This is a genomic window from Ruegeria sp. BE3, from assembly GCF_056538865.1.
The window spans coordinates 12,314-34,463 of the sequence record NZ_JBQFTW010000007.1 but is presented as its reverse complement, the minus strand read 5'-3'; the positions used below and the strand labels follow the sequence as shown (position 1 = coordinate 34,463).

Below are 22,150 nucleotides of genomic sequence, written 5' to 3'. Positions count from 1 at the left end.
AATCTAACCCTAATGACAATATCTGTCATTAGGGCAGCGTATCCATCACTCAACCCGCAAGATGGAGATCACGATGCTGACCCTGCTTACCTTCCCCTCTGCCTTTGGCCAGTTTAGCGCCAGTCCGTTCTGCGTGAAAACCGCGCTGATGTTGCAACGCTCGGGCCTGCGCTGGAGGCGGTCCGACATGCTGGACCCCCGCAAGATGCCGCATCAGAAACTGCCGGTACTGCGCACGCCCGAGCGTCTGGTGCCCGACAGCGATCTGATCCGTGACTGGCTTGAGGCACAGGGGGCCGATTTCGACACCGGCCTTAGCGGCATGCAAAAGGCTCAGTCCCGCGCATTGATCCGGCTGGCGGAAGAGCATCTGTATTTTCACATCGTACAGGATCGCTGGGCCAACGATCAGGTCTGGCCGATCCTGCGCAATACGTTTTTTGCCACGATCCCGGCACTGATCCGCAAGCCCGTGTCAAATTCGATCCGCAAGTCGGTCCTCAAGGGGTTGTCCTTTCAAGGCGTGTCCCGCTTTTCACCGGCTGAGCAGCAAGACAGGCTGGAGCGTGATCTCGAGGCGATCTCGACCTATCTGTGGCAGTCACCTTATCTGGTGAGCGACACGCCGACCTCGGCGGACATGAGCCTCGGCCCCATGCTCGCGGCAATGCGGGCCACGCCTGCCGATACACCGCTGACCCGCAGGATCAAACAGGATAAGCTGCTGAACAGTTATGTGGACCGGATGGAACAGGCGATCCCCTTATGACGCCGTTTGAAGACCCCAAAGTGGCCGCCGCTTTTGATGCGCTACCAGAGGACACCCGCGCGGGTGCGTTGGCTCTGCGCACGCTTATCTTCGAAACTGCCGCGTCCCTATCGGGCGCCCAGCCGCTGCAAGAGGCACTGCGCTGGGGCCAGCCCGCCTATCTGGCACCAAAAGGATCAACGATCCGGCTGGGCGGGCACAAATCGGCATCGTTTGCCTTGTTCGTACATTGCCAGAGCAGGTTGATGGGCGATTTTACGTCAGCCTTTCCGGGCGAGGATCGGATCGACGGCAACCGGGCCATCTTGTTCGACAACCCGGACCAAATCGACCCGACACGCCATGGCTGGCTGATTGCACGGGCGCTGACTTATCACCTCTGACGGCGTTTGCGTTCGACCTTGCGCTTAATCTTGTCCTTCTTGCGCTTGGTGCTGACTGCCTTGCGCCGCGCGCCGCGTTTGGCCGGACCACGCCCGCGCGGAAGAGCCTGGTCGTCGATCGACAGCAACTCCAGCTCCAGCCCGCCCGTCACCGGGGTCGCTTCGGTCAGCCGCACTGTGACACGCTGGCCGATGGCGATGATCAGACCGGTATCCGAACCCATCAAGGTTCCGGCCTCTCGGTCAAAGTGGAAGAACTCACGCCCCAGCGAGCGCACGGGCACCAGCCCATCCGCACCGGTTTCATCCATCTTCACGAAGGCCCCGAACCGGGCGATGCCGCTGATGCGACCGGTGAACTCGTTGCCCACCCGTTCACTGAGATAGGCCGCCAGATAGCGATCGGTCGTATCCCGCTCGGCCATCATCGAGCGGCGCTCGGTGTCCGAGATATGGGTGGCCGTTTCGTCCAGCCGCGCAATTTCGTCCTCGGTCAGCCCGTCCTTGCCCCAGCCATGGGCCGAGATCAGCGCGCGGTGCACGATCAGATCAGCATAGCGCCGGATGGGCGAGGTGAAATGCGCATAGTTCCGCAGCGCCAGCCCGAAATGGCCGAAATTCTCAGGATTGTAATAGGCCTGTGCCATCGACCGCAGGGTCGTCAGGTTGATCAGTTCCGCGTCCTCAGTCCCGGCGGCGGCGTTTAGCAACGCGTTCAAGTGTCTGGTCTGCAGCACCTGACCTTTGGCAAGGTTCAAACCTGCCGCCTGAGCGGTTTCCCTGAGGCTTTCCAGCTTCTCGGGCGCAGGTTCTTCGTGCACGCGAAACAGCAGCGGGCGGCGTTTGGCGATCAAGGTCTCGGCAGCGGCGACATTGGCGAGGATCATGAATTCCTCGATCAGCTTATGCGCATCCAGACGGTCGCGGAACGCTACGCTGGTCACCTCGCCTGTGTCGCTCAGCACAATCTTGCGTTCGGGCAGGTCCAATTCCAATGGCTGCCGTGCAGCACGTGCCTTCTTTAGCGCCGTATAAGCGGCATAGAGCGGCTTCAGAACCGTCTCTAACAGAGGTCCGGTGCGGTCATTGGGAGTGCCGTCAATGGCCTCCTGCACTTCGGCGTAGTTCAGCGAGGCAGCAGAACGCATCAGACCCCGCACGAACCGGTGCCCGATCTTGTTGCCGTCCGCGTCGATCTGCATGCGCACGGCGATACAGGCGCGCGGTACACCTTCGTGTAGCGAGCACAGATCACCCGACAGACGATCCGGCAGCATCGGCACCACGCGGTCGGGGAAATAACTGGAGTTGCCTCGTTTACGCGCCTCGCGATCCAGCGCAGTACCGGGCTGCACATAGGCGGCGACATCGGCGATGGCGACCCAGATCACATGGCCGCCGGGGTTCTTGGGATCATCGTCCGCATGGGCATAGCAAGCGTCGTCATGATCGCGCGCATCCGAGGGGTCGATGGTCAGCAGCGGCATATCCCGCAGGTCCTCACGCGCCTTAAGGCCGACAGGTTTGGCCTTGTCGGCTTCCTCAATCACCTTGTCAGGGAAATCGTCTGGAATGCCGTGTTGGTGAATGGCGATCAGCGAGACTGCCTTGGGAGCAGTGGGGTCCCCCAGCCGTTCCACGATCCGTGCGCGGGGCAGCCCCATGCGGTTCTTCGGCCCGGCCTGTTCGGCCTCGACCAGCTCTCCGTCCTTGGCCCCCAGAACGGCACCGTCTGCAACCAGCCATTCGGTCTGACCAGCCTTGTCGATGGGCACGATCCGACCGCCTTCGGCCCCCTTGCGAAAGATACCGACGATCTTGCGCGGGTTGGTTCCGATGCGACGTATCAGGCGCGCCTCATAATTGTGGTCTTCCTCATGCACCACCGTCAGGCGGGCCAGAATCCGGTCGCCCTCACCCAGCGCCGGGTCACTGGCGCGGGCGATGATCAGCACGATGGGTTCGACTCCCTCGCCATGCCATTCCAGCGGACGGGCAAACAAGTCCCCGTCGGCGTTCGAGGCCTTGACCTGCAGGACACTCACGGGTGGCAAACGATCCGGGTCACGGTAGCTGCGCTTGCGCTTTTCCAGGTGCCCCTCGGCCTCAAGTTCCTTGAGGATACGCTTCAGATCAATCCGATCTGCGCCCTTGATGCCAAAAGCCTTGGCGATATCGCGCTTCGAGGTCAGGGTAGGGTTCGCCGAGATCCAGTCCAGGACCTCCTGCTTGGAGGGAATGCGAGTCATACTTTCGGCCTATCATGCGTTTGCGACCGCGTCATGACCAAAAAACCTAGGGTTTCAGATCAGTCACAGTATCCACATCACGGAGCTGGTCGAGCAATGCAACACGAGAGCCGGGGATTGAAGCCAGAGTGTCGGCCAAGGCGTGCTCGGTCGACCAGCGTACATTGCGAAACAGACTGCGGGGCAAGGCCGCATAGCGCTGAGCACCGACCAACCAGTATCCCCCGTCTGGCGCGGGGCCAAACACCATCTGCGTGCGCCCCAATGCATCAAACGCCTGCGCGATATGCCTGCGCGTGACCCCCGGAATATCCGCACCGATCAGGCAGACCGGGCCTTTGGGCATCCCGCGCAGCATCCGGCCCATTCGGTCGCCCAGATCACCCCACCCCTGCGCTGCGCGGGGCAGGTCAGCGGGCCAGATTCGACTGATCAGCCCCTCCTGATCCGGAGCGACGGCCAGCACGATCTGCCAGCGCGAATCGCGCAAACGCCGGATCAAAGACCGGGTCTGATGACGAAACCACCACGCCGCACCGACCATGCCGATGTCGCGACCCAGCCGCGTTTTGACGCGCCCCGGGCGGGGTTCCTTTACCATGATCACCAAAGTGCGCTGCATGGATCAGGCGAAATAGTCCGCCAGGATTCGGGTATAGATCGCCTTAAGCTGTTCGATTTGGGCGACCTCGACGCATTCATCCACCTGATGCATCGTCCGGCCAACGAGGCCAAATTCGACCACCGGGCAGTGGTTCTTGATAAACCGCGCATCCGAAGTACCACCGGTTGTCGACAGTTCGGGTGTGAGGCCCGTCTCTGCCGCTACCGCCCGAGACACCAGATCCGACAATGCGCCGGGTGGGGTCAGGAAGCTTTCGCCCGAGATCTTGATTTTCGTATCAATCTGTACGCCATACTCCCGGGCCACTTGATCCGCCGCTTCGAGTAGCCAATCGCTGAGGCTGGACCCCGAATGCAGATCATTGAACCGAATGTTGACGGCCGCACGACACTGGGCCGGGATCACATTGGTCGCTGGATTCCCGGTATCGATGGTGACAATGGCCAGCGTCGAGGCGTCGAAATGGTCGCTGCCTTGATCCAGTTCATGACTGGCCAGCCGATCCATCAGACGCGCCATCGCGGGCAAGGGGTTTTTGGCCCGGTGTGGATAAGCTGAATGGCCCTGAACGCCGGTCGCTGTGAACCAAGCCGTCATCGATCCGCGCCGACCGATCTTGATCATCTCGCCCATCCGGTTCGGGCAAGTGGGCTCGCCCACTAGGCACACCGACATTTGCTCACCAGTCGCATCCATATGATCGAGCAGCGCGGTGGTGCCATCCAGCGCGTCCCCCTCTTCATCGCCGGTGATGGCCAGAATGATTGCCCCGTCCGGAGGCGTATCACGGACGAAATCCACTGCCGCTGCAGCAAAGGCCGCCACACCCGATTTCATATCGGTTGCCCCGCGGCCAAATATCACCCCATCATGTACTTCAGCCCCGAACGGAGGTTTGGTCCATGCCGCTTCATCGCCCACCGGAACAACATCCGTGTGACCGTTGAAGCCAAAGCTACTCGCATGCGCTTTGCTTCCCCACCGCGCAAACAGGTTACTGACGCCACCCCGGTCCACGCGGATGCAGTCAAAGCCAGCTTTCGACAGGACCTGTTCCAACAAAACCAACGCTCCGCCTTCCTCGGGTGTGACCGATGGGCAACGGATTAAATCTGCGGTCAGCTGAACGGGGTCGGTCATAATGGGCCTTTCATCGCTGCGGGTGCCTGTGTTCCTGCACAGATTCAACGAATTGACCGGAATGCCAACCCTGAAGAGCTAAAATTCCCGATTGATCCGCAGGCACTCTCGGTTTGATACCCCAACAAAACATGGGCCTTGACCTAGCGGCGACCTTGCCGCGCTGCAACAATTTGAGGTAGAGGGCCGCGAAACAGGTGAATTGACCATGAAGCGTGCCCTCTTCGTATTGATCTGCCTGACTTTCGCCGTCTTCGCGCAGCAGAGCCAGGCCCAGACCCTTACGGTTACAACAGTGACCCGCGCCCCTTTCTCATTTGTCGAGGATGGCGCCCAGACCGGATTCTCGATGGATCTTCTGGCGGCTTTGGCCGAGTCGCTGGACTGGGAGTATTCCGTAAACCGGGTCGAAGGGTTCAGCGAAATGCTAGGCGCGGTTCAGGACGGTTCGGCCGATCTGGCGATTGCAAACATCTCGATCACGGCAATGCGCGAGACGCAGATGGACTTCAGCCAGCCGATCTTTGAGGCTGGCCTGCAGATCATGGTGCCGTCCGAAGCTACACGCAGGCCATCACTGCTGCAGGCGTTGCTATCGCGCGAACTGTTCATCGCTATAGGATTGGCCTTTGCGATCCTGCTGGGCGGCGGGATGCTGATGTGGGGTTTTGAACGCCGCGCGCAACCTTACTTTGACCGCGAACTGAATGAAGCCTGGTTTCCCTCGTTCTGGTGGGCCCTCAACCTCGTCGTCAATGGCGGGTTTGAAGAACGGATGCCGCGCACCCCGTTTGGTCGTCTTTTGGGTGTGATTCTGGTGGTGTCATCGCTGTTCATCGTGTCAGTCTTCACCGCGCGTATCACCTCGGTCATGACCATAGATGCCATTACGGGCAGCGTGAATTCGGTAAATGACCTCTATGGCAAAGAGGTCGGCACCATCAACGGATCGACAGCGGCCAGTTTCCTGAACCGACGCGAGATCGAGTTTGCCGGCTATCCCGGCCTGCAAGAGATGCTGGCCGCATTCGAAAATGACGAATTGAACGCGGTGGTGTTCGACGCACCGATCCTGTCCTATTACGCGTCGCACGAAGGGCGGCGCATCGCTACGATGACTGGCGGCGTCTTCCTGCGCGAAAACTATGGGATTGCATTCCCGACGGGTTCACCTTTGGTCGAAGACGTCAACCAGGCGCTGCTGTCACTACGCGAAGATGGCACATATGATGAAATCTACCGCAAGTGGTTCGGATCGCCGAACTAAGCGGTTTCCTCGTCTCCGAAAAACGGCGTCATCTGCGCCACGATAACGGCGTTTTCATCCAGAGCCCGCTGCATCAATGCCCGCTCATCCGGTTCAATATCGTGCCCCTGCGCCTCACGCTCGGCCAAGGTGCCATATCCCGTGACATCCAGCGGCGCAGTATCAGCCTGTTTCAGGATCGCAACCGTCTCGCGCACGGCCTCGGCCTCATCCACACCGCTGGCAAAACACATCAGTGCCGCGCCGGTGGCCCCTTCGGGCAGGCCGTCGCCATCCTTGCGGCCAATCTGAACCAACAACGTATAGACCTGCTGGCGCGAAGGTTTTTTCTGCTTTTCCATATCGCCCGCAATACGCCGACCTGGCAAAACGGTCAACTCAATCGCTGGCAGCGCTTGCCAAGTGGGCCAGCAACATCTCTGCGGCTGCGCGCTGCGTATCGCGCCAATCGCCCCGAGGGCTCAACGGCATCACCGCATCCGTATTGAAATAGATTGCGGACATCCCCGCAGCCACGACTTGAACGTCCCGCGCATCTGCACCCGGGTGTTCGCGCGTGATTTCAGCGGCAATCCTCGCTTCGAAATCATAGATGAACCCAAGCAAGGGCTCTCGAAGATCCTCATGCCGCTCAGATGCAGCGACCAATGCCGCGAAGACTGCGGCGCTTTCTGAGGAATAGGCGCTGCGACCAAACAACGTCTCTATCATCGCCTCTACCCGACCTGAATGCGGCAGAGAACCAAAAAGCGCCTCTGTCTGATCTGCAAATACCTTCAGGACGTGCTCCAGTAGTTTGCGCACCATCTCATCCCGATTGCCCAGATAGTGGCGCAGCAATGGTCGTCCGACACCCGCTTCCTCCGATATGCGAGCCAGGGTCGAACCGTCCAACCCATATCGCGCGACGCAGCGCATAAAGGCGTTCAGAATCTGTTCGGATCTGGCGTCTTTCAGGCTGGGGCGTGGCATCAGAACCCGTTCGCAGAGAGCTGGAAGACATCTGTGAGAATGTAGAGAAGCCCCAGTGAAATCCACAGAACCGTGAGCAACCAGAACAAGGCAGGATCCTTTGCCCGGTCAATCGGCTCAATCAGAAAAGCCTGCCCCGAGCGTACCGACAGCACCCCCCAGAAGATGAATAACAGCCCCCACAGGCCATAGAAGCCAGCGACAGTAGAAACAAGAAGCACTGCCAGTATCAATACAGTCATCCATTTCTGATGCTTCAGGGTGTGAGCGAAGTTCATCCTGCCTCCATGTCAGCCGTAAAAAAATCTTCAGATCAAATCTGGACATTCGGTCATTGATTGTCAATATTGATAATTATCATATTTGACAATCAATGGACTCACCGATGCCGCTGCTTGCCGCACTTCCAGAGCAACCCCAACAACGCCTGCCGCGCGAGGCATACATCTCAGACACGTGGTTTGAGGCCGAGCAGAAAGCTCTGTTCAGCAATTGCTGGACCTTCGCCGGGGTGACCATGGATTTTTCCGAACCCGGCGATTTCAGAACGATTCAGGCCGGAGACTATGCTCTGATCGTCATACGGGATGCAGCCGGGGACTTACGCGCCTTCCATAACCAGTGCCGTCATCGCGGAACCGAATTGCTGGAAGGCTGCGGCAACGCAGGTAAAACCATCGTCTGCCCCTATCACAACTGGGTCTACAACCTGGATGGCGCTTTGCGTGGCGTCCCGGCCCAGCGCGAATGCTTCCCGGATCTGGATAAGAAAGCTACTGGGCTATTCGGCGCTTCGGTCGGCGTGTTTCGCAACCTTGTATTTGTTCATCCTGAACCGGATCAGAGCTTTGACACATGGCTCGGCGATCTGGATCAGGTCCCGTGGCCTCATGATCTGGCGTCAACCGAGATGCAGGAGAATCCGGACGATGTGATCTATGAGATCAGCTGCAACTGGAAGGTCTTCTTTGAAAATGCAATCGACGGCTACCATCTGGCTTATCTGCACAAGGACACGCTGGGCGGCCCGACCCACGACAAGAACCTCTGGGAAGTCTTTGGACACAACATGGTCTGGTGGTCGACCGAGCGTGAAGGCGTCAAACATCGTATTCCTCAATTTGTGGAAAACTCGGCGAAAGGGTCAGGTTTGAAAACGGTTCGGAATGCAGACACCCCCGGCTATGGCGGGGTCTATATGCTGTTTCCAACCACAATCCTGACGCCAAACCCCTGGGGATTTTCGATCTCGGTGATGGAGTCGGTGGATGCCAACACAACACTGCTGCGGGTCAGAAACTGGTCGCCCAGAGGCTGGTTTAGCTACAGTCATCGTGCGGCGGACATACCTGGATATGACCAGGAAACCGGCCGGATCAAATCCTCTCATTGGACGCAACACCCGCTGGAAACCGGAGATTTCCAGACCGAGGATGTTTGGGTTTGCGAAAAGATGCAGCGCGCCCTTCAATCACCACGATATCAAGTTGGTCCTTTGGCCAAAGGGGCCGGAGGTGAAGCGGCGATTGATTTCTTTCAGCAAACAGTTCTGGAATTCATGCCGAAATAAGAAAGGCCGCAGAGCGTGCGCTCTGCGGCCTTCTCAAACCGAATCTATGGGATCAGTCGCGCAGCAGCTCGTTAATCCCGGTTTTCGAACGGGTCTTTTCGTCGACGCGCTTCACGATAACCGCGCAGTACAGGCTGACGTTGTTCTTCGACGGCATTGAGCCCGCTACGACAACCGAGTAGGGCGGCACTTCGCCATACATGACCTCTCCGGTTTCGCGGTCGACGATCTTGGTCGATTTGCCGATGAACACGCCCATGCCCAGAACCGAGCCTTCGCGGACGATGCAACCCTCGACCACTTCCGAGCGCGCGCCGATAAAGCAGTTGTCTTCGATGATGGTCGGGCCAGCCTGCATCGGCTCTAGCACGCCACCGATGCCGACGCCGCCCGACAGGTGCACGTTCTTGCCGATCTGCGCACATGAACCAACGGTGGCCCAGGTATCAACCATTGTGCCTTCATCAACGTATGCGCCCAAGTTCACGAACGACGGCATCAACACCACGCCCGGCGCAACATAGGCCGATTTGCGGACCACACAGTTCGGCACGGCGCGGAACCCGGCCGAGCGCCACTGGTTTTCACCCCATCCAGCGAACTTGCTGTCCACCTTGTCCCACCAGCCACCGGCTTGCGGACCACCGGCCTGAATTTCCATATCCTTGATGCGGAAGCCCAGCAGAACCGCTTTCTTAGCCCATTGGTTTACGTGCCAGTCTCCGCTGTCGCGCTTCTCAGCCACACGCAGAGAGCCGCTGTCCAGCGCGTTCAGCGTATCCTCGATCGCTTCGCGCGTTTCGCCTGTGGTGGCGGGGGTGATGGTGTCGCGCGCCTCCCAGGCGGTTTCGATGGCGGCTTCCAGTTGCGCATTGGACATGTGAGGGCTCCCTGCAGAATCTATTCACGTTGGTCTTGCGTATAAGCGCGCGCGGAACTGGCCGCAATGCGACGCAGAACGCGCGGTTTGCGGCTGACTTGCCCCCTTAGGCGCCCAACGGGTCCGGAGAAATGTTGCCACCGCAGATAAGTACGGCAACACTTTCATCCGGTGCGGGCCTGTAAGCGCCGGACATTAGTGCAGCCAACGCCGTCGCGCCCGCGGGTTCGACAAGAATACGATGTGCCTGCCACAACCGCTTCTGCGCCTCTGCGATGGCCTCGTCCGTGACCAGAACCGAAGCCATCCCCTGCGCCAGTTCGAAACAGATCGATCCGATCCGCCGTGCGCCCAGCGCATTCGCAGCAATGCCCGAAACCGAGACATCCACGGGTTCACCCGCCTGCAACGCAGCGTTCAAGGCGCAAGAGGTTTCTGGCTCCACCGCCACAACTTTGCGTGCGCCCTGCAACCACGCAAGTGCGCCCGCGATCAAACCGCCGCCGCCTACTGCGATCAGAACGGTGTCAGCCTGCAGTCCCTGTGCTTCCCACTCAGCAAAACAAGTGCCCTGCCCGGCCACAGTTGCGGGCGCATCATAAGCATGGATCTGCATCGCGCCGGATTCGGCCTCGTGCGCCTGCGCACCCATCAACGCGTTTGCGTATTCACCGAACACAACGCTCAGGTCCGCGCCTGTCTGTTCGATCAACGCAATCTTTGACGGCCCTGCCAACTCGGGCACGAAAATCTTGGCCGGATATCCCAGCGTTTGCGCGGCATAAGCCGCTGCCGCACCGTGGTTGCCGCCAGAGGCTGCAACGACGCCCGCGTCTGGCACATCCATACTCAGCAACGTATTGAACGCCCCGCGCGCCTTGAAGCTGCCGGTGTGCTGCAAATGCTCAAGCTTCATCTCGACCGGATAGCCCAGCATGTTGCTTTCCATCACCGGCGTAATCTGCGCGTAACCGGCGATGCGATCCCGCGCGGCGGATATTTCACTCTTCCAATCCATTACTTGTCTTTCCGTGACTGGCACTCTGCCCGCGAACCCTATAGCTGTTTCATGAACACGCAAGCAGGGATCGATCACCGATGAGAGAAGACCGCCACAACCCGTTCCGTGACGCGCAAACCGACCGCTCAACCGCGAGCGAGGTTCCGGACACGCCCCAGACGCGGTCCCCGGCCTATCGCCTTGCCTTCGCCGATGACGAATTCCTGTGTCGCGACGAGCTGCGCCCCGTACGCCTGCAGCTGGAGTTGCTGAAACCCGAGATGATCATGAGCGAACGCGAGATCACCTCGACCATCGTCATGTTTGGTGGCGCGCGGATTCCCGAGCCATCGCAAAAGCACACTGCACGGACAGAAACATTAGCGGGGCTGTCGCAGTATTATGACGAAGCGCGCGAGTTCGCCCGATTGATGACGGAGAAGTCGAACCAGACCGGCTGCCGTGAGAACGTGATCGTCACGGGCGGCGGCCCCGGCGTGATGGAGGCAGGAAACCGTGGCGCACAGGATGCGGGTGGCTGTTCCATCGGACTGAACATCGTGTTGCCGCATGAACAGGCGCCGAACGAATTTGTGACGCCGGACCTCAGCTTCAATTTCCACTATTTCGCCATCCGCAAGATGCATTTCCTGATGCGCGCCCGCGCCATCACAATCTTCCCGGGCGGCTTCGGCACGATGGATGAGCTGTTCGAATCCCTCACCCTGATCCAGACCGGCCGGATGGACCGCGTTCCCTTCCTGCTGTTCGGGCGCGCGTTCTGGGAGAAGGTCATCAACTGGGAAGCCCTCGCAGACGCAGGCACCATTTCGGATGAAGACCTCGACCTGTTCCGCTTTGTCGACACCGCGCAAGAGGCGGTCGACATCATCGAGAACTGGAAGCCCGCCCCACCCCGCGACGAAATTCCGGGGCGCTGAACTATGGCACCCAAGACCGGAGAGATGTTGCACTTGCGCGGAAACGCTCTGAACAAGGGTGAGCCTGTGGCTTTGCCTTTAACGCAAAGCAGCATGTACCATCTGCCGGGCGCCCCTGATGGGCACGCGACCTATGGCCGAGTCGACAACCCGACATGGGTGCAGTTGGAGCACGTGCTGTCGCATCTGGAAGCGGCACCCTGCCTCAGCTTCCCGTCGGGCATGGCGGCGATCTCGGCGGCGCTTTTTGCCACCGTACAAGCTGGTTCACGCCTGTTGATCCCGTCAGACGGTTACTACGTTACCCGCCTTCTGGCAGATCGATTCTTGTCACGCCTCGGCGTCGTGGTCGAGGAACGCCCCACCACTGCGTTTGCCGAAGGTGGTTTTGACGTCTTCGACGTGGTGTTCGTCGAAAGCCCCTCGAACCCCGGTTTGGACATGATCGACCTTAGGGCGGTGTCAGAACAGGTACGCTCTGCGGGCGGCATCACGATTGCCGACAACACAACGATGACACCGCTGGGCCAGCGCCCGTTGGACCTTGGCATCGACGTTGTCGTCTCGTCGGATACCAAGGCGATGGGTGGTCATTCTGACATGCTGATGGGCCATGTGGCCAGCCGCAACGATCAGATCATGGAACGGGTCGAGGAATGGCGCAAAGTCTCCGGGGCGATCCCCGGACCACATGAGGCGTGGTTGCTGCATCGCGGTTTGGAGACGTTGGATGTACGGTTCGACCGCATGTGTACCTCGGCTCAGATGTTGGCGAAGCGGTTGGCCAAGCATCCGTCGGTGAAGCAAGTACGCTATCCCGGTCTGACTGATGATCCCTCGCACACGCTGGCGCACGCCCAAACCACACGGTTCGGCTTTCTGCTCTCCCTGACATTGGACAGCGAAGACAAGGCCGAGGCCTTTATCAATGGCTGCCCTCTGCTGCGCCCCGCGACCTCTTTCGGCGGCGTCCACAGCTCGGCCGAACGTCGCGCGCGCTGGGGTGACGATGTCGACCCCGCTTTCGTCCGGCTGTCGGTCGGATGCGAACCAGTGGAAGAGCTGTGGCAGGCGATCGAGACCAGTCTGAACGCGCTATGATTTCTTCTTGGGCTCACGCAGCTCGGTAAACACATAGATCGGCAGCACGATGCTGGCGATCAAAGCTCCCAGCCAGACCAGCAAAGTCGCGGCCAGCAGGTTGGAAATGCCGCCGACTGTCAGCCCAGCGGTGATCAGATCGGTTACCAGCAATCCCACAAAGGTGACGATCAGCGCGATCCCGCCTTTCAGCGCCGGGGCTTTCTTTTCGCCCAGCTTCAGGATCAGCGGCTCGGCCACCACCTGAACCAGCGTGAACACAATCACCACCACGATGAACGAGATCGGCTTGACCGCAAAGCCCGCCAGCAGCAGCGAGGCCAGCAACAACCCGATGGCATTCCCGGCCAACAAGGCGAGGGCGGACTTTATTCTGCGCGACATGGGGCGACCTCCGGCAAATGACAGTTCGAAACATGCAGATATTAGCAGGGCAATTGGATTTTGCGAGGTAATTCAGAGCCTCTGTCATTTTGACCTGTTGAAATCACATGATAAAATACCTTCATCAAGATCAGCCCCACCCAAACCCACGAGAGGTGAGATGAGCGACGATCCCTATTCCGTTCTCGGTGTCGCCAAAGATGCCAGTGCTGCCGAGATCAAGAAAGCCTATCGGCGCATTGCGAAGGAGTGCCACCCGGACCTGAAACCCGGCGATGCCGAGGCAGAGGCAAAGTTCAAAGCCGCCGCAGCCGCGTACGATCTGCTGAAAGACCCCGAGACGCGCGCTAAGTACGATAATGGCGAGATTGATGCTGCGGGGCAGGAGCGGCCCCAGCAACAGTATTATCGCGATTATGCCGAGGCTGCTGGCAACCCTTATCGCGGCCGTCAGGCGCACCCCGACGATATGTCCGATATCTTCGCCGAATTCATGCGCGGGCGCGGCGGGTTTGGAGGTCAGCGCACGCAAGAGTTTCATGCGCCAGGTCACAATCTGAACTACTCACTGCAGATCAGTTTTCTGGATGCGGTGTTTGGGGCCAGCCAGAAACTGACCTTGCCGGATGGCGACCGGATCGAAGTTAAGATCCCCGTCGGCATCACCGATGGCCAGACCATCCGGCTGAAGGGCAAAGGGGCACCGGGGTATGGTGAAGGCCCGCCGGGTGATGCTTTGGTGACAGTGTCTGTCGCCGGGCACCCGGTGTTTGACCGTCAGGGCGACGACATCCACATCACGCTGCCCATCACGGTCGACGAAGCCATTCTGGGCGGCAAAGTCCCTGCGCCCACGATCGATGGCGGCGTAAGTGTCAGCGTCCCGGCGGGCACCAGCAGCGGCAAAACCCTGCGGCTGCGGGGCAAGGGGGTCAAGAAACGTGGGTCTTCGGACCGTGGGGATCAGCTGATCGAATTGACCGTCACCATGCCGGACAAGATCGATGATGAGTTGAAGCAGTTCATGGAGACATGGCGTGAGACGCACAGCTATGATCCGCGGAAAGGAATGCCGTCATGACCCTGACTGAGAAGGAACTGATCGAAACCGTCACCCGCCTGACCTCGGACCGTTTGACAGAGTATCTGGCGGCCGAGATCGTGATCCCTGAGCAATCGGACCAGGGCATGGTGTATCACAGTATCGATGTTGCTCGTCTGGAACTGGCCTGCGAATTGCACGAGCAATACGACATGGAGGCCGACGCGCTGTCGATGATGATCTCTCTGATCGACCAGATGCACGGGCTGCGGGCTGAACTGCGCGAGGTTCTGAATGCCGTCGAGACACAGCCCGAACCCGTGCGCCAACAGCTGATCGAGGTCATAGGCACAGCGCGGTTCCGTCGCAGGTAACGGGGTTTTGGTGGCACAGGATATGGCGTAGAAGGCCGCCTTGACCTCTTGCCCGGTAGTCCCATGACCCAGTCCAGATCCGAATTGCTGATGCCTGCGGGCAATCTGCGCAAACTGAAACTCGCCATTCTCTACGGCGCGGATGCTGTCTATCTGGGCACGCCGGATATGTCGCTGCGCACCAAGTCCGAGTTCTCGCTGGAAGAGGTGATTGAGGGCGTAGAGTTCTGTCATAGCCATGGACGGCGCGCCTATCTGACGCTGAACCTGTTTTCGCACAACAAAGACATCCCGAAGCTGGACGAATATATCGACACGGTGCGCAAGGTGAAACCTGACGGGCTGATCATCGCCGATCCGGGCGTGTTCCAATACGTCCGCGAACGGGCTCCCGAATTGCCGCTGCATATTTCGACTCAAGCCAATATCTGCTCGTGGCTGTCAGTGAAGTTCTGGCAGGATCAGGGGGCTGAGTTGGTGGTTCTGGCGCGCGAGGTTTCCTACCCCGAACTGGTGGAAATCCGCGAGAAATGCCCCGATATCAAGCTTGAGGCCTTTGTTCATGGCGCGATGTGCATGACCTATTCGGGCCGCTGCCTGCTGTCGAACTTCATGGCCGAACGCGGGGCCAATCAGGGCAATTGCGCCAATTCCTGCCGCTGGAACTATGGGCTGAAACTGCGCCTCAAGGATGGCACGCATCAGGAGCTGCGCATCACCGAGGAAAACGCCGACCTGTTCGAGTTTCTGCTGGAAGAAGGCTGCCGCCCCGGTGATCTGATGCCTATCGAAGAGGATGATCGCGGCTCATACATCCTCAACTCCCGCGATCTCTGCATCATGCCGAAGCTGGATGAGTACCTGAAGATCGGGGTCGACAGCCTCAAGGTCGAAGGGCGCGGCAAGTCTGAATATTACGCTGCCATCGTCGCGCGGGCTTATCGCATGGCCGTCGACGATTATCACGCGAATCCCGAGAACTGGGACCCGAAGCCCTATATGCGCGAGCTCGAAACTGTCGGAAACCGCGGCTATACGCTGGCTTTCCACGAAGGCCGCCTGACCAACTACTCGCATGACTACGAACACACGGCCTCGATCGCGCAATGGGAATATGCCGGGATCGTCACCGACGTGACCGAGGATGCCTTTCTGGTCGAGGTTAAAAACAAGCTGGAACCGGGCGATGTGCTGGATTTCGTCTCGCCCATCTCACGCGAGACGGTGCTGCTGCGGGTCTATGACTTTGAACGCGCATCGGATGGCACACGGCTGGACGTGGTGCATGGCAGCTCGAAAACCATCATCCGCATACCCTTCGCCCTGTTCGATCACGAAGACATCGACGACCTGCGCGCACGATTCCCGGTCTATTCCGTCCTGCGAAAAGAGCGCGCACTGACCGACGAACACTGGAGCCGCATCCGCTTTGACAAGCTGGTACAGGGGCTGGAAACATCCGGGCGCGACAATCCCACCGCCTATGCGCGCCGCCGCGATGAACTGGTCGAGAAGATCGGCGAGGACGGCAATGAACGCCGCTTCAAGACCAACCGCATCGGGACCGAGGGCTGCTGCGGTAAGGGCTGCAATGGCTGCCTGATCTTCTGGCAGGATGAGAAATATGCACTGGCCCGCGAGGTTCTGTCCAAACGCAAGCAGGGCGAACAGCTCAGCCGTCAGGAAGCGAGCGACCTGAAGTTACAAGACCGGGCGATCTGAAGGTTATTCGGTGCGGTACTCTTCGGGGACGTAGAATGTATAGTCGCGGTCCGCAACGGCTTCGTGGCAGTCATGGCAATAGGCCACCGACGCTGCGCGAAATCCCATCGTATCGCCGAACAACGATCCGTCCGGCATCACCATGATATAGCGCCAATCGGCAGTTTCAGGGTTTGCTCCTGCAGCCAGCTTCTCCATCACGAACAAAGCACCGGGATGAACATTGCCCTCATCTGTCACGGTCATGCTGTCCTTGGCCAGTACGGAGCCGACGGGCAGCACCTCGCCCTCGGTCAAGGTCCCGTAGTTATGCGCCATCCGGTTGGCATAGCTGTTCACATAGCGCTGCCCATGGGTGGCCGAGATATAGGGCGCATCGTTGAACAGAGGCCAGCTTTGATAGTTTAGGATCAGACCAAGCTGCGCCGCCGCATAGCCACGCGACATGCGCTTTGTGAGAGAACGATAGTGATCTCGTGCTTCATCTTTCGACAAATCAGCCGGATTCTCGATCGCCAAATGCGCTTCTTGATCCGTACTCTGCGCTAATGCGCCGGTTGTCAGCACAGATAATAATAATGTCGTGCCGACAAGATACCTTTGGTTTTCAAACATTTTACCTGGCCCATCCGATAAACGGTTTTGCCTGAACGCCGCGTTAAGCCTCAAAATAGAGGATAGCGCGCTTACAATAACTTGCCATGAGCCGGATCGCAGACTCACCGCCTTGTGTGTAGTGGTGAGCTTCCATCCCCGCCAATACGTGAACAATCATATCAAATTAAAGCACAATGTTCACATTAATTCTGACAATTCAGCCCAATCCGGCCTCGGATTCAATTTGCTTACGCGATTTCCGGGCGCGCTCGGTCGCTGATTTCAGCTGACCACAGGCAGCCATGATATCCTCGCCCCGCGTCTTGCGGATAGGTGAGGCATAGCCCGCCTGATAAATGATGTTCGCAAAAGCCCGAATACGATTGTTCGAGCTGCGTTTGTACGGCGCGCCGGGCCATTCGTTGAACGGGATCAGATTGATCTTGGCCGGGATGTTGTGGCGCTTGATATGCGCGATCAGCCGGTGCGCGTCCTCGTCGCTGTCATTCACACCGTCCAGCATCACATATTCAAACGTGATCCGTTCCGAATTCGAGACATTGGGATAGCTGGCCAGCGCCTGCAACAGCTCCTCGATGTTCCAACGCTTGTTGATCGGGACCAGCACGTCGCGGGTCTCATCCGTGGTGGCGTGGAACGAGATCGCCAGCAGACAACCGATTTCCTCGGCGGTGCGCGCGATTTCCGGCACAACGCCCGAAGTCGAAAGCGTGATCCGGCGGCGCGACAGGGATATCCCTTCGGGGTCCATCGCGATCTTCATGGCGTCGCGGACATTTTCGAAATTGTACAGCGGCTCACCCATGCCCATCAGAACGATGTTCGACAGAAGGCGGGTTTCATCCTTGGGCGCGCCCGGGGTCGGCCATTCTTCAAGATCATCACGGGCCATCATCACCTGACCAACGATTTCAGCCGCTGTCAGATTGCGCACCAGTTTCTGCGTGCCGGTGTGGCAAAAGGAACAGGTCAGCGTGCAGCCTACCTGAGACGAGATACACAGCGTGCCGCGATCCTCTTCGGGGATATACACCACCTCGACCTCGTGCCCACCCGCGATGCGGCACAGATACTTTCGGGTACCGTCCTCAGACACCTGACGGGTCACCACTTCGGGAATTTCGATCACGAAATTCTCGGCCAGTTGCGCACGGTAGGCTTTGGCGAGGTTGGTCATCTCGCTAAAATCGCGCACACCCCATTGATAGATCCATTGCCAGATCTGACCGGTGCGCATCTTTGCCTGCTTCTCAGGCGTGCCATGTTCAATCAGCACCTCGCGCAACTGATCACGGGTCAGGCCAACAAGGTTCACCTTCCCCTCAGGCAATTTGCGGGGGATGGTCATGACGTCTTGAGTGATCGGCGCTTTGGGCGACATGTGGCTATCTCAATGGATTCTGGCTTGGGATGCGCCTCTATATAGGAACGCGCGCAAAGATCAAAAGGAATCGTGCTTCAGTTCGCAAACTGCAGCAATTCATCTACACGGGCGCGGCCAAGATCAACACGACAAGCGGTAATGGCGATGCCCGTACCCGACCCGCCACCAAACGAAGCGCCAACCGCATCGCACTGCGTATCCCGGTAGTCGGTCCATGCATCCTGTGCCGCTTCCAGCGCTGGCTGGGCGACAACGCGACCGGTGACGTCATCCAACTCCGTCGCTGCCTGCATTGCGAGGGAATAGCTGGCCTCGATCGCGGCCTCCACACGCTCTTCCATTTCCGAGACGCAAGCCCCGATTTCAACCTGAGAACCGGCTTCCGAACATTCCATCGTCGGATCTGCCAGCGCAGCAAAGGGAAACAGGATCAGAATCCAACGCATCGGTCGACCTCTCTGGTGGTGACTATATTCCACCAATGCCTAACACAGAGCGCGGATTAGAACAAAAGAGCCGCAGAGGAACGGTTCGCCTGCGGCCCTTTCAGGTCAGTTCACTGCCGGCGGGATGTAACAATCCCCGGCATCCAGAGTTTGCACCGGGTCTTCCGGCGCGCATTGCTCACCCGTAATCGGATATGTGTCCGATTGCTTCTCACAGGCCGTCAGAAACGCTGCGGATACCATCAAGAGCGCGGCAAGGTAGGGTTTCAAAGTCATTGGTGTCTCCCACTGTTCTGTCTGAACCAATTAGTTCAGAAGCCGGGCCGTCAGGCTTTGATCGGGATCAATTTATGTGAGGGGACGTCGCGTAAACCTTTGACGAAAAGAGGGTAAAATCAAAAAACCCCGCCGAGTGGCGGGGTTTACAGCTTGGACATGTAAGTCGCTTAGTTCGTGCAGCGCTTTTCGGCATCCTCGATGGCGGCGGTGAAGCCCAGCAGCGAGAATGTATCCTTGGTCTGCGTTCCGCGTTCCGAGCGGGCGGTCAATACCGCTTCACTGCCCCGTTTCATCGCCGTGACGATCTTGGCATCGTCCGAGGCCGTTGCAGGCCATGCCCATTCGCCATCGGTAAAAAGTTCAAACTCGCTGCCATCCACAACCAGATTGACGGTCGAACCAGATGCAAATGGATAGCCGCCTGTAAAGGTAACCTGGCCCTTAACCTCAGCGTTCGGGCGGTAGAAGACGAACAGCAGGATATCGCTGCGCCGTACCGACACGACACGACCACCGCGCGTGTTCACCGTTTCCTTCGGCGCCGAAACGCTCCAGCATTCGGTTGGATCTTCTTCGACGAATACGCTCCAATCAGTTTTTGCTGCAACGCGATTTGTGCTTGTTGCCTGCTGCGCAAACGTCGTTGTCGCCATTCCTGCCATGCACAGGCCCGCGATCACGCGAACGAGCTTTGATCCCATCTCTTCAGCCTCCTAGCCCGACCTATACCTCATACCCATCGGAATCGGCTCGCGAGCTCTGCCCGGCTCGTCCTTGATAAGTTGCGTATCCCGATGATTGTCGACATACACACACTAACGCAGGTTTCGCCACAGGCGAAAGGGCGATTGGCAGTTTTTTGCGCATGGATCGGAGACCACGATGACACAACCGGTAACGATGACAGAACTATGGCGCGGACCGTTGTTGGAAAGCCTGCACCTGGGCCACGCGGTGATCTGTAACGATGCCGGTCAGATCGTGCAAAGCTGGGGCGATCCGCAGGCGGTAATCTATCCCCGATCTTCAGCCAAGATGATACAGGCAATGCCTCTGATCACCTCGGGTGCCGCAGCGAAATACGGCCTGACTTCCGAACATCTGGCGCTGTCCTGTGCCTCACATAGTGGTGCGCATATCCATACGGACCGCGTCTCGGCATGGTTGAATCATCTTGGTCTGGCTGAGCCCGACCTGCGTTGCGGTCCGCAAGAGCCGCAAGACATGGCCGCGCGGGACGGGCTGATTTTGGCCGATGACACGCCGTGCCAGATTCATAACAATTGCTCGGGCAAACACTGCGGCTTCCTGACCGTTGCGCAGCATATGGGGGCCGGCCCCGAATATCTTGAGATCGACCATCCGGTTCAGCAAGCCTGCCTCTCTGCTTTTGAAGAAACCACTAGCGAGACCAGCCCTTGTTATGGAATCGACGGATGCTCGGCCCCGAACTTCGCCACCTCTCTGGTGGGACTGGCCCGCTCGATGGCCTGGTTTGCATCCGCAGCCGACCGGTCGGACCGGGCAAGTGATGCCGCTCAGCAGTTAACGGCCGCTATGATGCAGCACCCTGAACTGGTCGCAGGCGAAAACCGCGCCTGCACTGAGCTTATGCGCGCCATGAATGGTCGTGCCGCAATCAAAACCGGGGCTGAGGCCGTCTTTGTAGCCATCATCCCCGAAAAACGCATGGGCGTCGCGCTTAAGATCACCGATGGCACTACCCGCGCCAGCGAATGCGCCATTGCCGCCATTCTGGTCAGCCTTGGCGTGCTGGAGGCCGATCACCCGGCCACCTGCAAATTCATGAACGCCGCGCAATACAGCCGCCGCGGGCTGGAATGTGGTGTGATCAAACCAGCGCCGGGTTTCCCCGGCTAAGGCTCACATCTCGATCTCGTGCACCTCGGCCACCTCGACCGAGCCCGAACCATTCACCACCATTGGACAGCCCTTGGCCATCTCGGTCGCGGCATCAATGCTGTCGGCCTTGATGACCGTAAATCCCGAAGCCGGGTTCGCGCCGCCATTGTCGACAACGCCGCTGCTGCTCACGGTGTAAGACTGACCCACCGGGTTGCCCGGAATTTCCAACGCTTCACCCATATTCTGAAACCACGCGCCCCATGCGGCCATGGTGGTTTCGACCTCGGCGGGGTCAGTTGGGGTATGTCCCCCGTGATAGACAAACAAATATTGGGGCATATCTCTCCTCCCTGATGAAAACCTACTTCGCTTGCGCTTCCAGCTTACGCAGCGACGATGTCCAACCCTGATTGTGGTTTGAAGCTGCTTCGGCATCCGCCAGTTCCCGGTGATCCAGAGTCAATCGAGACCCGGATTCCGTGGCCGCCACGGAAAAGGTGACGTGGCTTTCAGCTCCGCGTTGATCCTGATCGTCATGCCAAGCCCAGGTGAGTCCAACCGATTTTGGCGGATCAACATGGGTTACATGACCAGAAACCTTATATGTCCGACCCTCGCTGTTCTCCATGACCGAAAACCACGGCCCGATGCGGGAAAAATCCAGATTGTGCTCGGTCACGTGGATCCCTTCAGGGCCCCACCATTGCAACAGTTTTGCACCATCGCTGACCCATGCAAACAGGTCATCGGGGCTGACGGGAAATTCCCGTTCCAGTTTCAGGTCGGCCATGAATTCTCCCTTTCGATAATTTCACCGAGGCGATCGAGGCTGCTCTCCCAGAATTGCCGTTTTGAGATCGTCCAGTCAGCAATGGCCCGCAGGCCTTCGGGGCGGATGGAATACATCCGTTGCGTGCCCTGCACACGCTGCTGCACCAGCCCGGCTTCGCGCAGTACCTTCAGATGGCGTGATATCGCGGCACCGGAGATGCCGCGCCCCTCAATCAGATCACCGGCAGGCAACTCTCCCTGATCCATCAGTTGCTCGACAATCGAGAACCGGGTGGCATCAGACAATGCGGAGAAACTGGTCAGAAGCGTGCTCATGACTATTATTTAACACAAATGTTAAATAATG

27 protein-coding genes are annotated in these 22,150 nt (G+C 58.8%); 10 read left to right on the top strand and 17 right to left on the bottom strand.

Features of this window, described 5'->3' with window-relative positions; genetic code table 11:
• Positions 1–73 precede the first annotated feature (73 nt).
• Both ACR0AZ_RS15595 and ACR0AZ_RS15590 read left to right on the top strand, forming a co-directional pair.
• Positions 74–769, top strand: coding sequence for a glutathione S-transferase family protein (locus ACR0AZ_RS15595; protein ID WP_480667833.1), 696 nt, complete (start codon positions 74–76; stop codon positions 767–769).
• Positions 766–1,152 carry a DUF1801 domain-containing protein gene (locus ACR0AZ_RS15590; RefSeq protein ID WP_480667832.1) on the top strand — a complete coding sequence of 129 codons (387 nt, stop codon included), beginning with the start codon at positions 766–768 and terminating at the stop codon, positions 1,150–1,152. The genes ACR0AZ_RS15595 and ACR0AZ_RS15590 overlap by 4 nt, the downstream gene beginning before the upstream one ends.
• Here ACR0AZ_RS15590 and rnr read toward each other — a convergent pair.
• Genes rnr through dapE form a run of 3 tightly spaced genes read right to left on the bottom strand, consistent with a single transcriptional unit; the run spans position 1,143 to position 5,166 of the window.
• Entirely contained in the window at positions 1,143–3,401 is a 2,259-nt protein-coding gene (gene rnr / locus ACR0AZ_RS15585) for a ribonuclease R (RefSeq protein ID WP_480667831.1), read from the bottom strand. The two genes, ACR0AZ_RS15590 and rnr, sit on opposite strands and share 10 nt — an antisense overlap.
• 46 nt (positions 3,402–3,447) lie before the next feature.
• Positions 3,448–4,023 (bottom strand): TIGR04282 family arsenosugar biosynthesis glycosyltransferase, encoded by a 576-nt coding sequence (locus ACR0AZ_RS15580; protein WP_480471682.1) that lies wholly within the window; start codon positions 4,021–4,023, stop codon positions 3,448–3,450.
• Positions 4,024–4,026: 3 nt separating this feature from the next.
• Entirely contained in the window at positions 4,027–5,166 is a 1,140-nt protein-coding gene (dapE, locus tag ACR0AZ_RS15575; protein ID WP_480471681.1) for a succinyl-diaminopimelate desuccinylase, read from the bottom strand.
• 208 nt (positions 5,167–5,374) lie between these two features.
• On the opposite strand from dapE, the gene ACR0AZ_RS15570 reads away from it, so the two are divergent.
• Positions 5,375–6,433 (top strand): transporter substrate-binding domain-containing protein, encoded by a 1,059-nt coding sequence (locus ACR0AZ_RS15570; protein ID WP_480471680.1) that lies wholly within the window; start codon positions 5,375–5,377, stop codon positions 6,431–6,433.
• Here ACR0AZ_RS15570 and ACR0AZ_RS15565 read toward each other — a convergent pair.
• From ACR0AZ_RS15565 to ACR0AZ_RS15555, 3 genes are read right to left on the bottom strand one after another with little or no spacing between them, the layout of a single operon-like run.
• Positions 6,430–6,774, bottom strand: a complete 345-nt coding sequence (locus tag ACR0AZ_RS15565; protein WP_170763491.1) for a hypothetical protein — start codon at positions 6,772–6,774, stop codon at positions 6,430–6,432. The two genes, ACR0AZ_RS15570 and ACR0AZ_RS15565, sit on opposite strands and share 4 nt — an antisense overlap.
• Before the next feature lie 37 nt (positions 6,775–6,811).
• A complete protein-coding gene (locus tag ACR0AZ_RS15560) occupies positions 6,812–7,405 on the bottom strand; it encodes a TetR/AcrR family transcriptional regulator (RefSeq protein ID WP_480667830.1) in 594 nt (197 codons plus the stop codon).
• Positions 7,405–7,683, bottom strand: coding sequence for a hypothetical protein (locus ACR0AZ_RS15555; protein ID WP_480667829.1), 279 nt, complete (start codon positions 7,681–7,683; stop codon positions 7,405–7,407). The genes ACR0AZ_RS15560 and ACR0AZ_RS15555 overlap by 1 nt, the downstream gene beginning before the upstream one ends.
• 95 nt (positions 7,684–7,778) lie before the next feature.
• Here ACR0AZ_RS15555 and ACR0AZ_RS15550 point away from each other — a divergent pair, with 95 nt between their 5' ends.
• On the top strand, positions 7,779–8,975 hold the full coding sequence (locus tag ACR0AZ_RS15550) for an aromatic ring-hydroxylating oxygenase subunit alpha (protein ID WP_480667828.1): 1,197 nt from the start codon (positions 7,779–7,781) through the stop codon (positions 8,973–8,975).
• Between the two features lie 52 nt (positions 8,976–9,027).
• Here ACR0AZ_RS15550 and dapD read toward each other — a convergent pair whose 3' ends face one another.
• Positions 9,028–9,855 carry a 2,3,4,5-tetrahydropyridine-2,6-dicarboxylate N-succinyltransferase gene (gene dapD / locus ACR0AZ_RS15545; RefSeq protein WP_480667827.1) on the bottom strand — a complete coding sequence of 276 codons (828 nt, stop codon included), beginning with the start codon at positions 9,853–9,855 and terminating at the stop codon, positions 9,028–9,030.
• Between the two features lie 106 nt (positions 9,856–9,961).
• Positions 9,962–10,873, bottom strand: a complete 912-nt coding sequence (locus ACR0AZ_RS15540; RefSeq protein WP_480667826.1) for a threonine/serine dehydratase — start codon at positions 10,871–10,873, stop codon at positions 9,962–9,964.
• Positions 10,874–10,953: 80 nt separating this feature from the next.
• Between ACR0AZ_RS15540 and ACR0AZ_RS15535 the strand changes: the two genes are divergently transcribed.
• Positions 10,954–11,796, top strand: coding sequence for an LOG family protein (locus ACR0AZ_RS15535; RefSeq protein ID WP_480667825.1), 843 nt, complete (start codon positions 10,954–10,956; stop codon positions 11,794–11,796).
• A 3-nt stretch (positions 11,797–11,799) separates the two neighbouring features.
• Positions 11,800–12,897, top strand: a complete 1,098-nt coding sequence (locus tag ACR0AZ_RS15530; RefSeq protein WP_480667824.1) for a cystathionine gamma-lyase — start codon at positions 11,800–11,802, stop codon at positions 12,895–12,897.
• Here the strand turns inward: ACR0AZ_RS15530 and ACR0AZ_RS15525 are convergent.
• The gene (locus tag ACR0AZ_RS15525; protein WP_480667823.1) at positions 12,892–13,281 is read right to left on the bottom strand and encodes a hypothetical protein; all 390 of its coding nucleotides are present in this window, start codon (positions 13,279–13,281) and stop codon (positions 12,892–12,894) included. The two genes, ACR0AZ_RS15530 and ACR0AZ_RS15525, sit on opposite strands and share 6 nt — an antisense overlap.
• Before the next feature lie 160 nt (positions 13,282–13,441).
• Between ACR0AZ_RS15525 and ACR0AZ_RS15520 the strand changes: the two genes are divergently transcribed.
• The 3 genes from ACR0AZ_RS15520 (at position 13,442) to ACR0AZ_RS15510 (ending at position 16,419) form a co-directional block, all read left to right on the top strand.
• Positions 13,442–14,362 carry a DnaJ C-terminal domain-containing protein gene (locus ACR0AZ_RS15520; protein WP_480667822.1) on the top strand — a complete coding sequence of 307 codons (921 nt, stop codon included), beginning with the start codon at positions 13,442–13,444 and terminating at the stop codon, positions 14,360–14,362.
• A complete protein-coding gene (locus ACR0AZ_RS15515; RefSeq protein ID WP_480471670.1) occupies positions 14,359–14,697 on the top strand; it encodes a hypothetical protein in 339 nt (112 codons plus the stop codon). Before ACR0AZ_RS15520 ends, ACR0AZ_RS15515 begins: the two co-directional genes overlap by 4 nt.
• Before the next feature lie 63 nt (positions 14,698–14,760).
• Positions 14,761–16,419 (top strand): U32 family peptidase, encoded by a 1,659-nt coding sequence (locus tag ACR0AZ_RS15510; RefSeq protein WP_480667821.1) that lies wholly within the window; start codon positions 14,761–14,763, stop codon positions 16,417–16,419.
• 3 nt (positions 16,420–16,422) lie between these two features.
• Here the strand turns inward: ACR0AZ_RS15510 and ACR0AZ_RS15505 are convergent, their stop codons facing one another.
• The 5 genes from ACR0AZ_RS15505 to ACR0AZ_RS15485 form a co-directional block, all read right to left on the bottom strand.
• On the bottom strand, positions 16,423–16,866 hold the full coding sequence (locus ACR0AZ_RS15505) for a cytochrome P460 family protein (RefSeq protein ID WP_480667820.1): 444 nt from the start codon (positions 16,864–16,866) through the stop codon (positions 16,423–16,425).
• A gap of 367 nt (positions 16,867–17,233) precedes the next feature.
• Positions 17,234–18,418 (bottom strand): dual-specificity RNA methyltransferase RlmN, encoded by a 1,185-nt coding sequence (gene rlmN, locus ACR0AZ_RS15500; protein WP_480471667.1) that lies wholly within the window; start codon positions 18,416–18,418, stop codon positions 17,234–17,236.
• Between the two features lie 77 nt (positions 18,419–18,495).
• A complete protein-coding gene (locus ACR0AZ_RS15495) occupies positions 18,496–18,867 on the bottom strand; it encodes a lysozyme inhibitor LprI family protein (protein WP_480667819.1) in 372 nt (123 codons plus the stop codon).
• A 105-nt stretch (positions 18,868–18,972) separates the two neighbouring features.
• Positions 18,973–19,143 carry a hypothetical protein gene (locus ACR0AZ_RS15490; RefSeq protein WP_480667818.1) on the bottom strand — a complete coding sequence of 57 codons (171 nt, stop codon included), beginning with the start codon at positions 19,141–19,143 and terminating at the stop codon, positions 18,973–18,975.
• A 170-nt stretch (positions 19,144–19,313) separates the two neighbouring features.
• On the bottom strand, positions 19,314–19,847 hold the full coding sequence (locus ACR0AZ_RS15485; RefSeq protein ID WP_480667817.1) for an invasion associated locus B family protein: 534 nt from the start codon (positions 19,845–19,847) through the stop codon (positions 19,314–19,316).
• 181 nt (positions 19,848–20,028) lie between these two features.
• Here ACR0AZ_RS15485 and ACR0AZ_RS15480 point away from each other — a divergent pair, with 181 nt between their 5' ends.
• Complete coding sequence (locus ACR0AZ_RS15480; protein WP_480667816.1) at positions 20,029–21,027, top strand: asparaginase; 999 nt, start codon at positions 20,029–20,031, stop codon at positions 21,025–21,027.
• A 3-nt stretch (positions 21,028–21,030) separates the two neighbouring features.
• Here the strand turns inward: ACR0AZ_RS15480 and ACR0AZ_RS15475 are convergent, their stop codons facing one another.
• From ACR0AZ_RS15475 to ACR0AZ_RS15465, 3 genes are read right to left on the bottom strand one after another with little or no spacing between them, the layout of a single operon-like run.
• Positions 21,031–21,351: a YciI family protein gene (locus tag ACR0AZ_RS15475; protein ID WP_480667815.1), complete on the bottom strand. Its 321-nt coding sequence runs from the start codon at positions 21,349–21,351 to the stop codon at positions 21,031–21,033.
• 22 nt (positions 21,352–21,373) lie between these two features.
• Entirely contained in the window at positions 21,374–21,802 is a 429-nt protein-coding gene (locus tag ACR0AZ_RS15470) for an SRPBCC family protein (protein WP_480667814.1), read from the bottom strand.
• Positions 21,790–22,119 (bottom strand): ArsR/SmtB family transcription factor, encoded by a 330-nt coding sequence (locus tag ACR0AZ_RS15465; RefSeq protein WP_480471660.1) that lies wholly within the window; start codon positions 22,117–22,119, stop codon positions 21,790–21,792. The genes ACR0AZ_RS15470 and ACR0AZ_RS15465 overlap by 13 nt, the downstream gene beginning before the upstream one ends.
• Between the last annotated feature and the right edge of the window lie 31 nt (positions 22,120–22,150).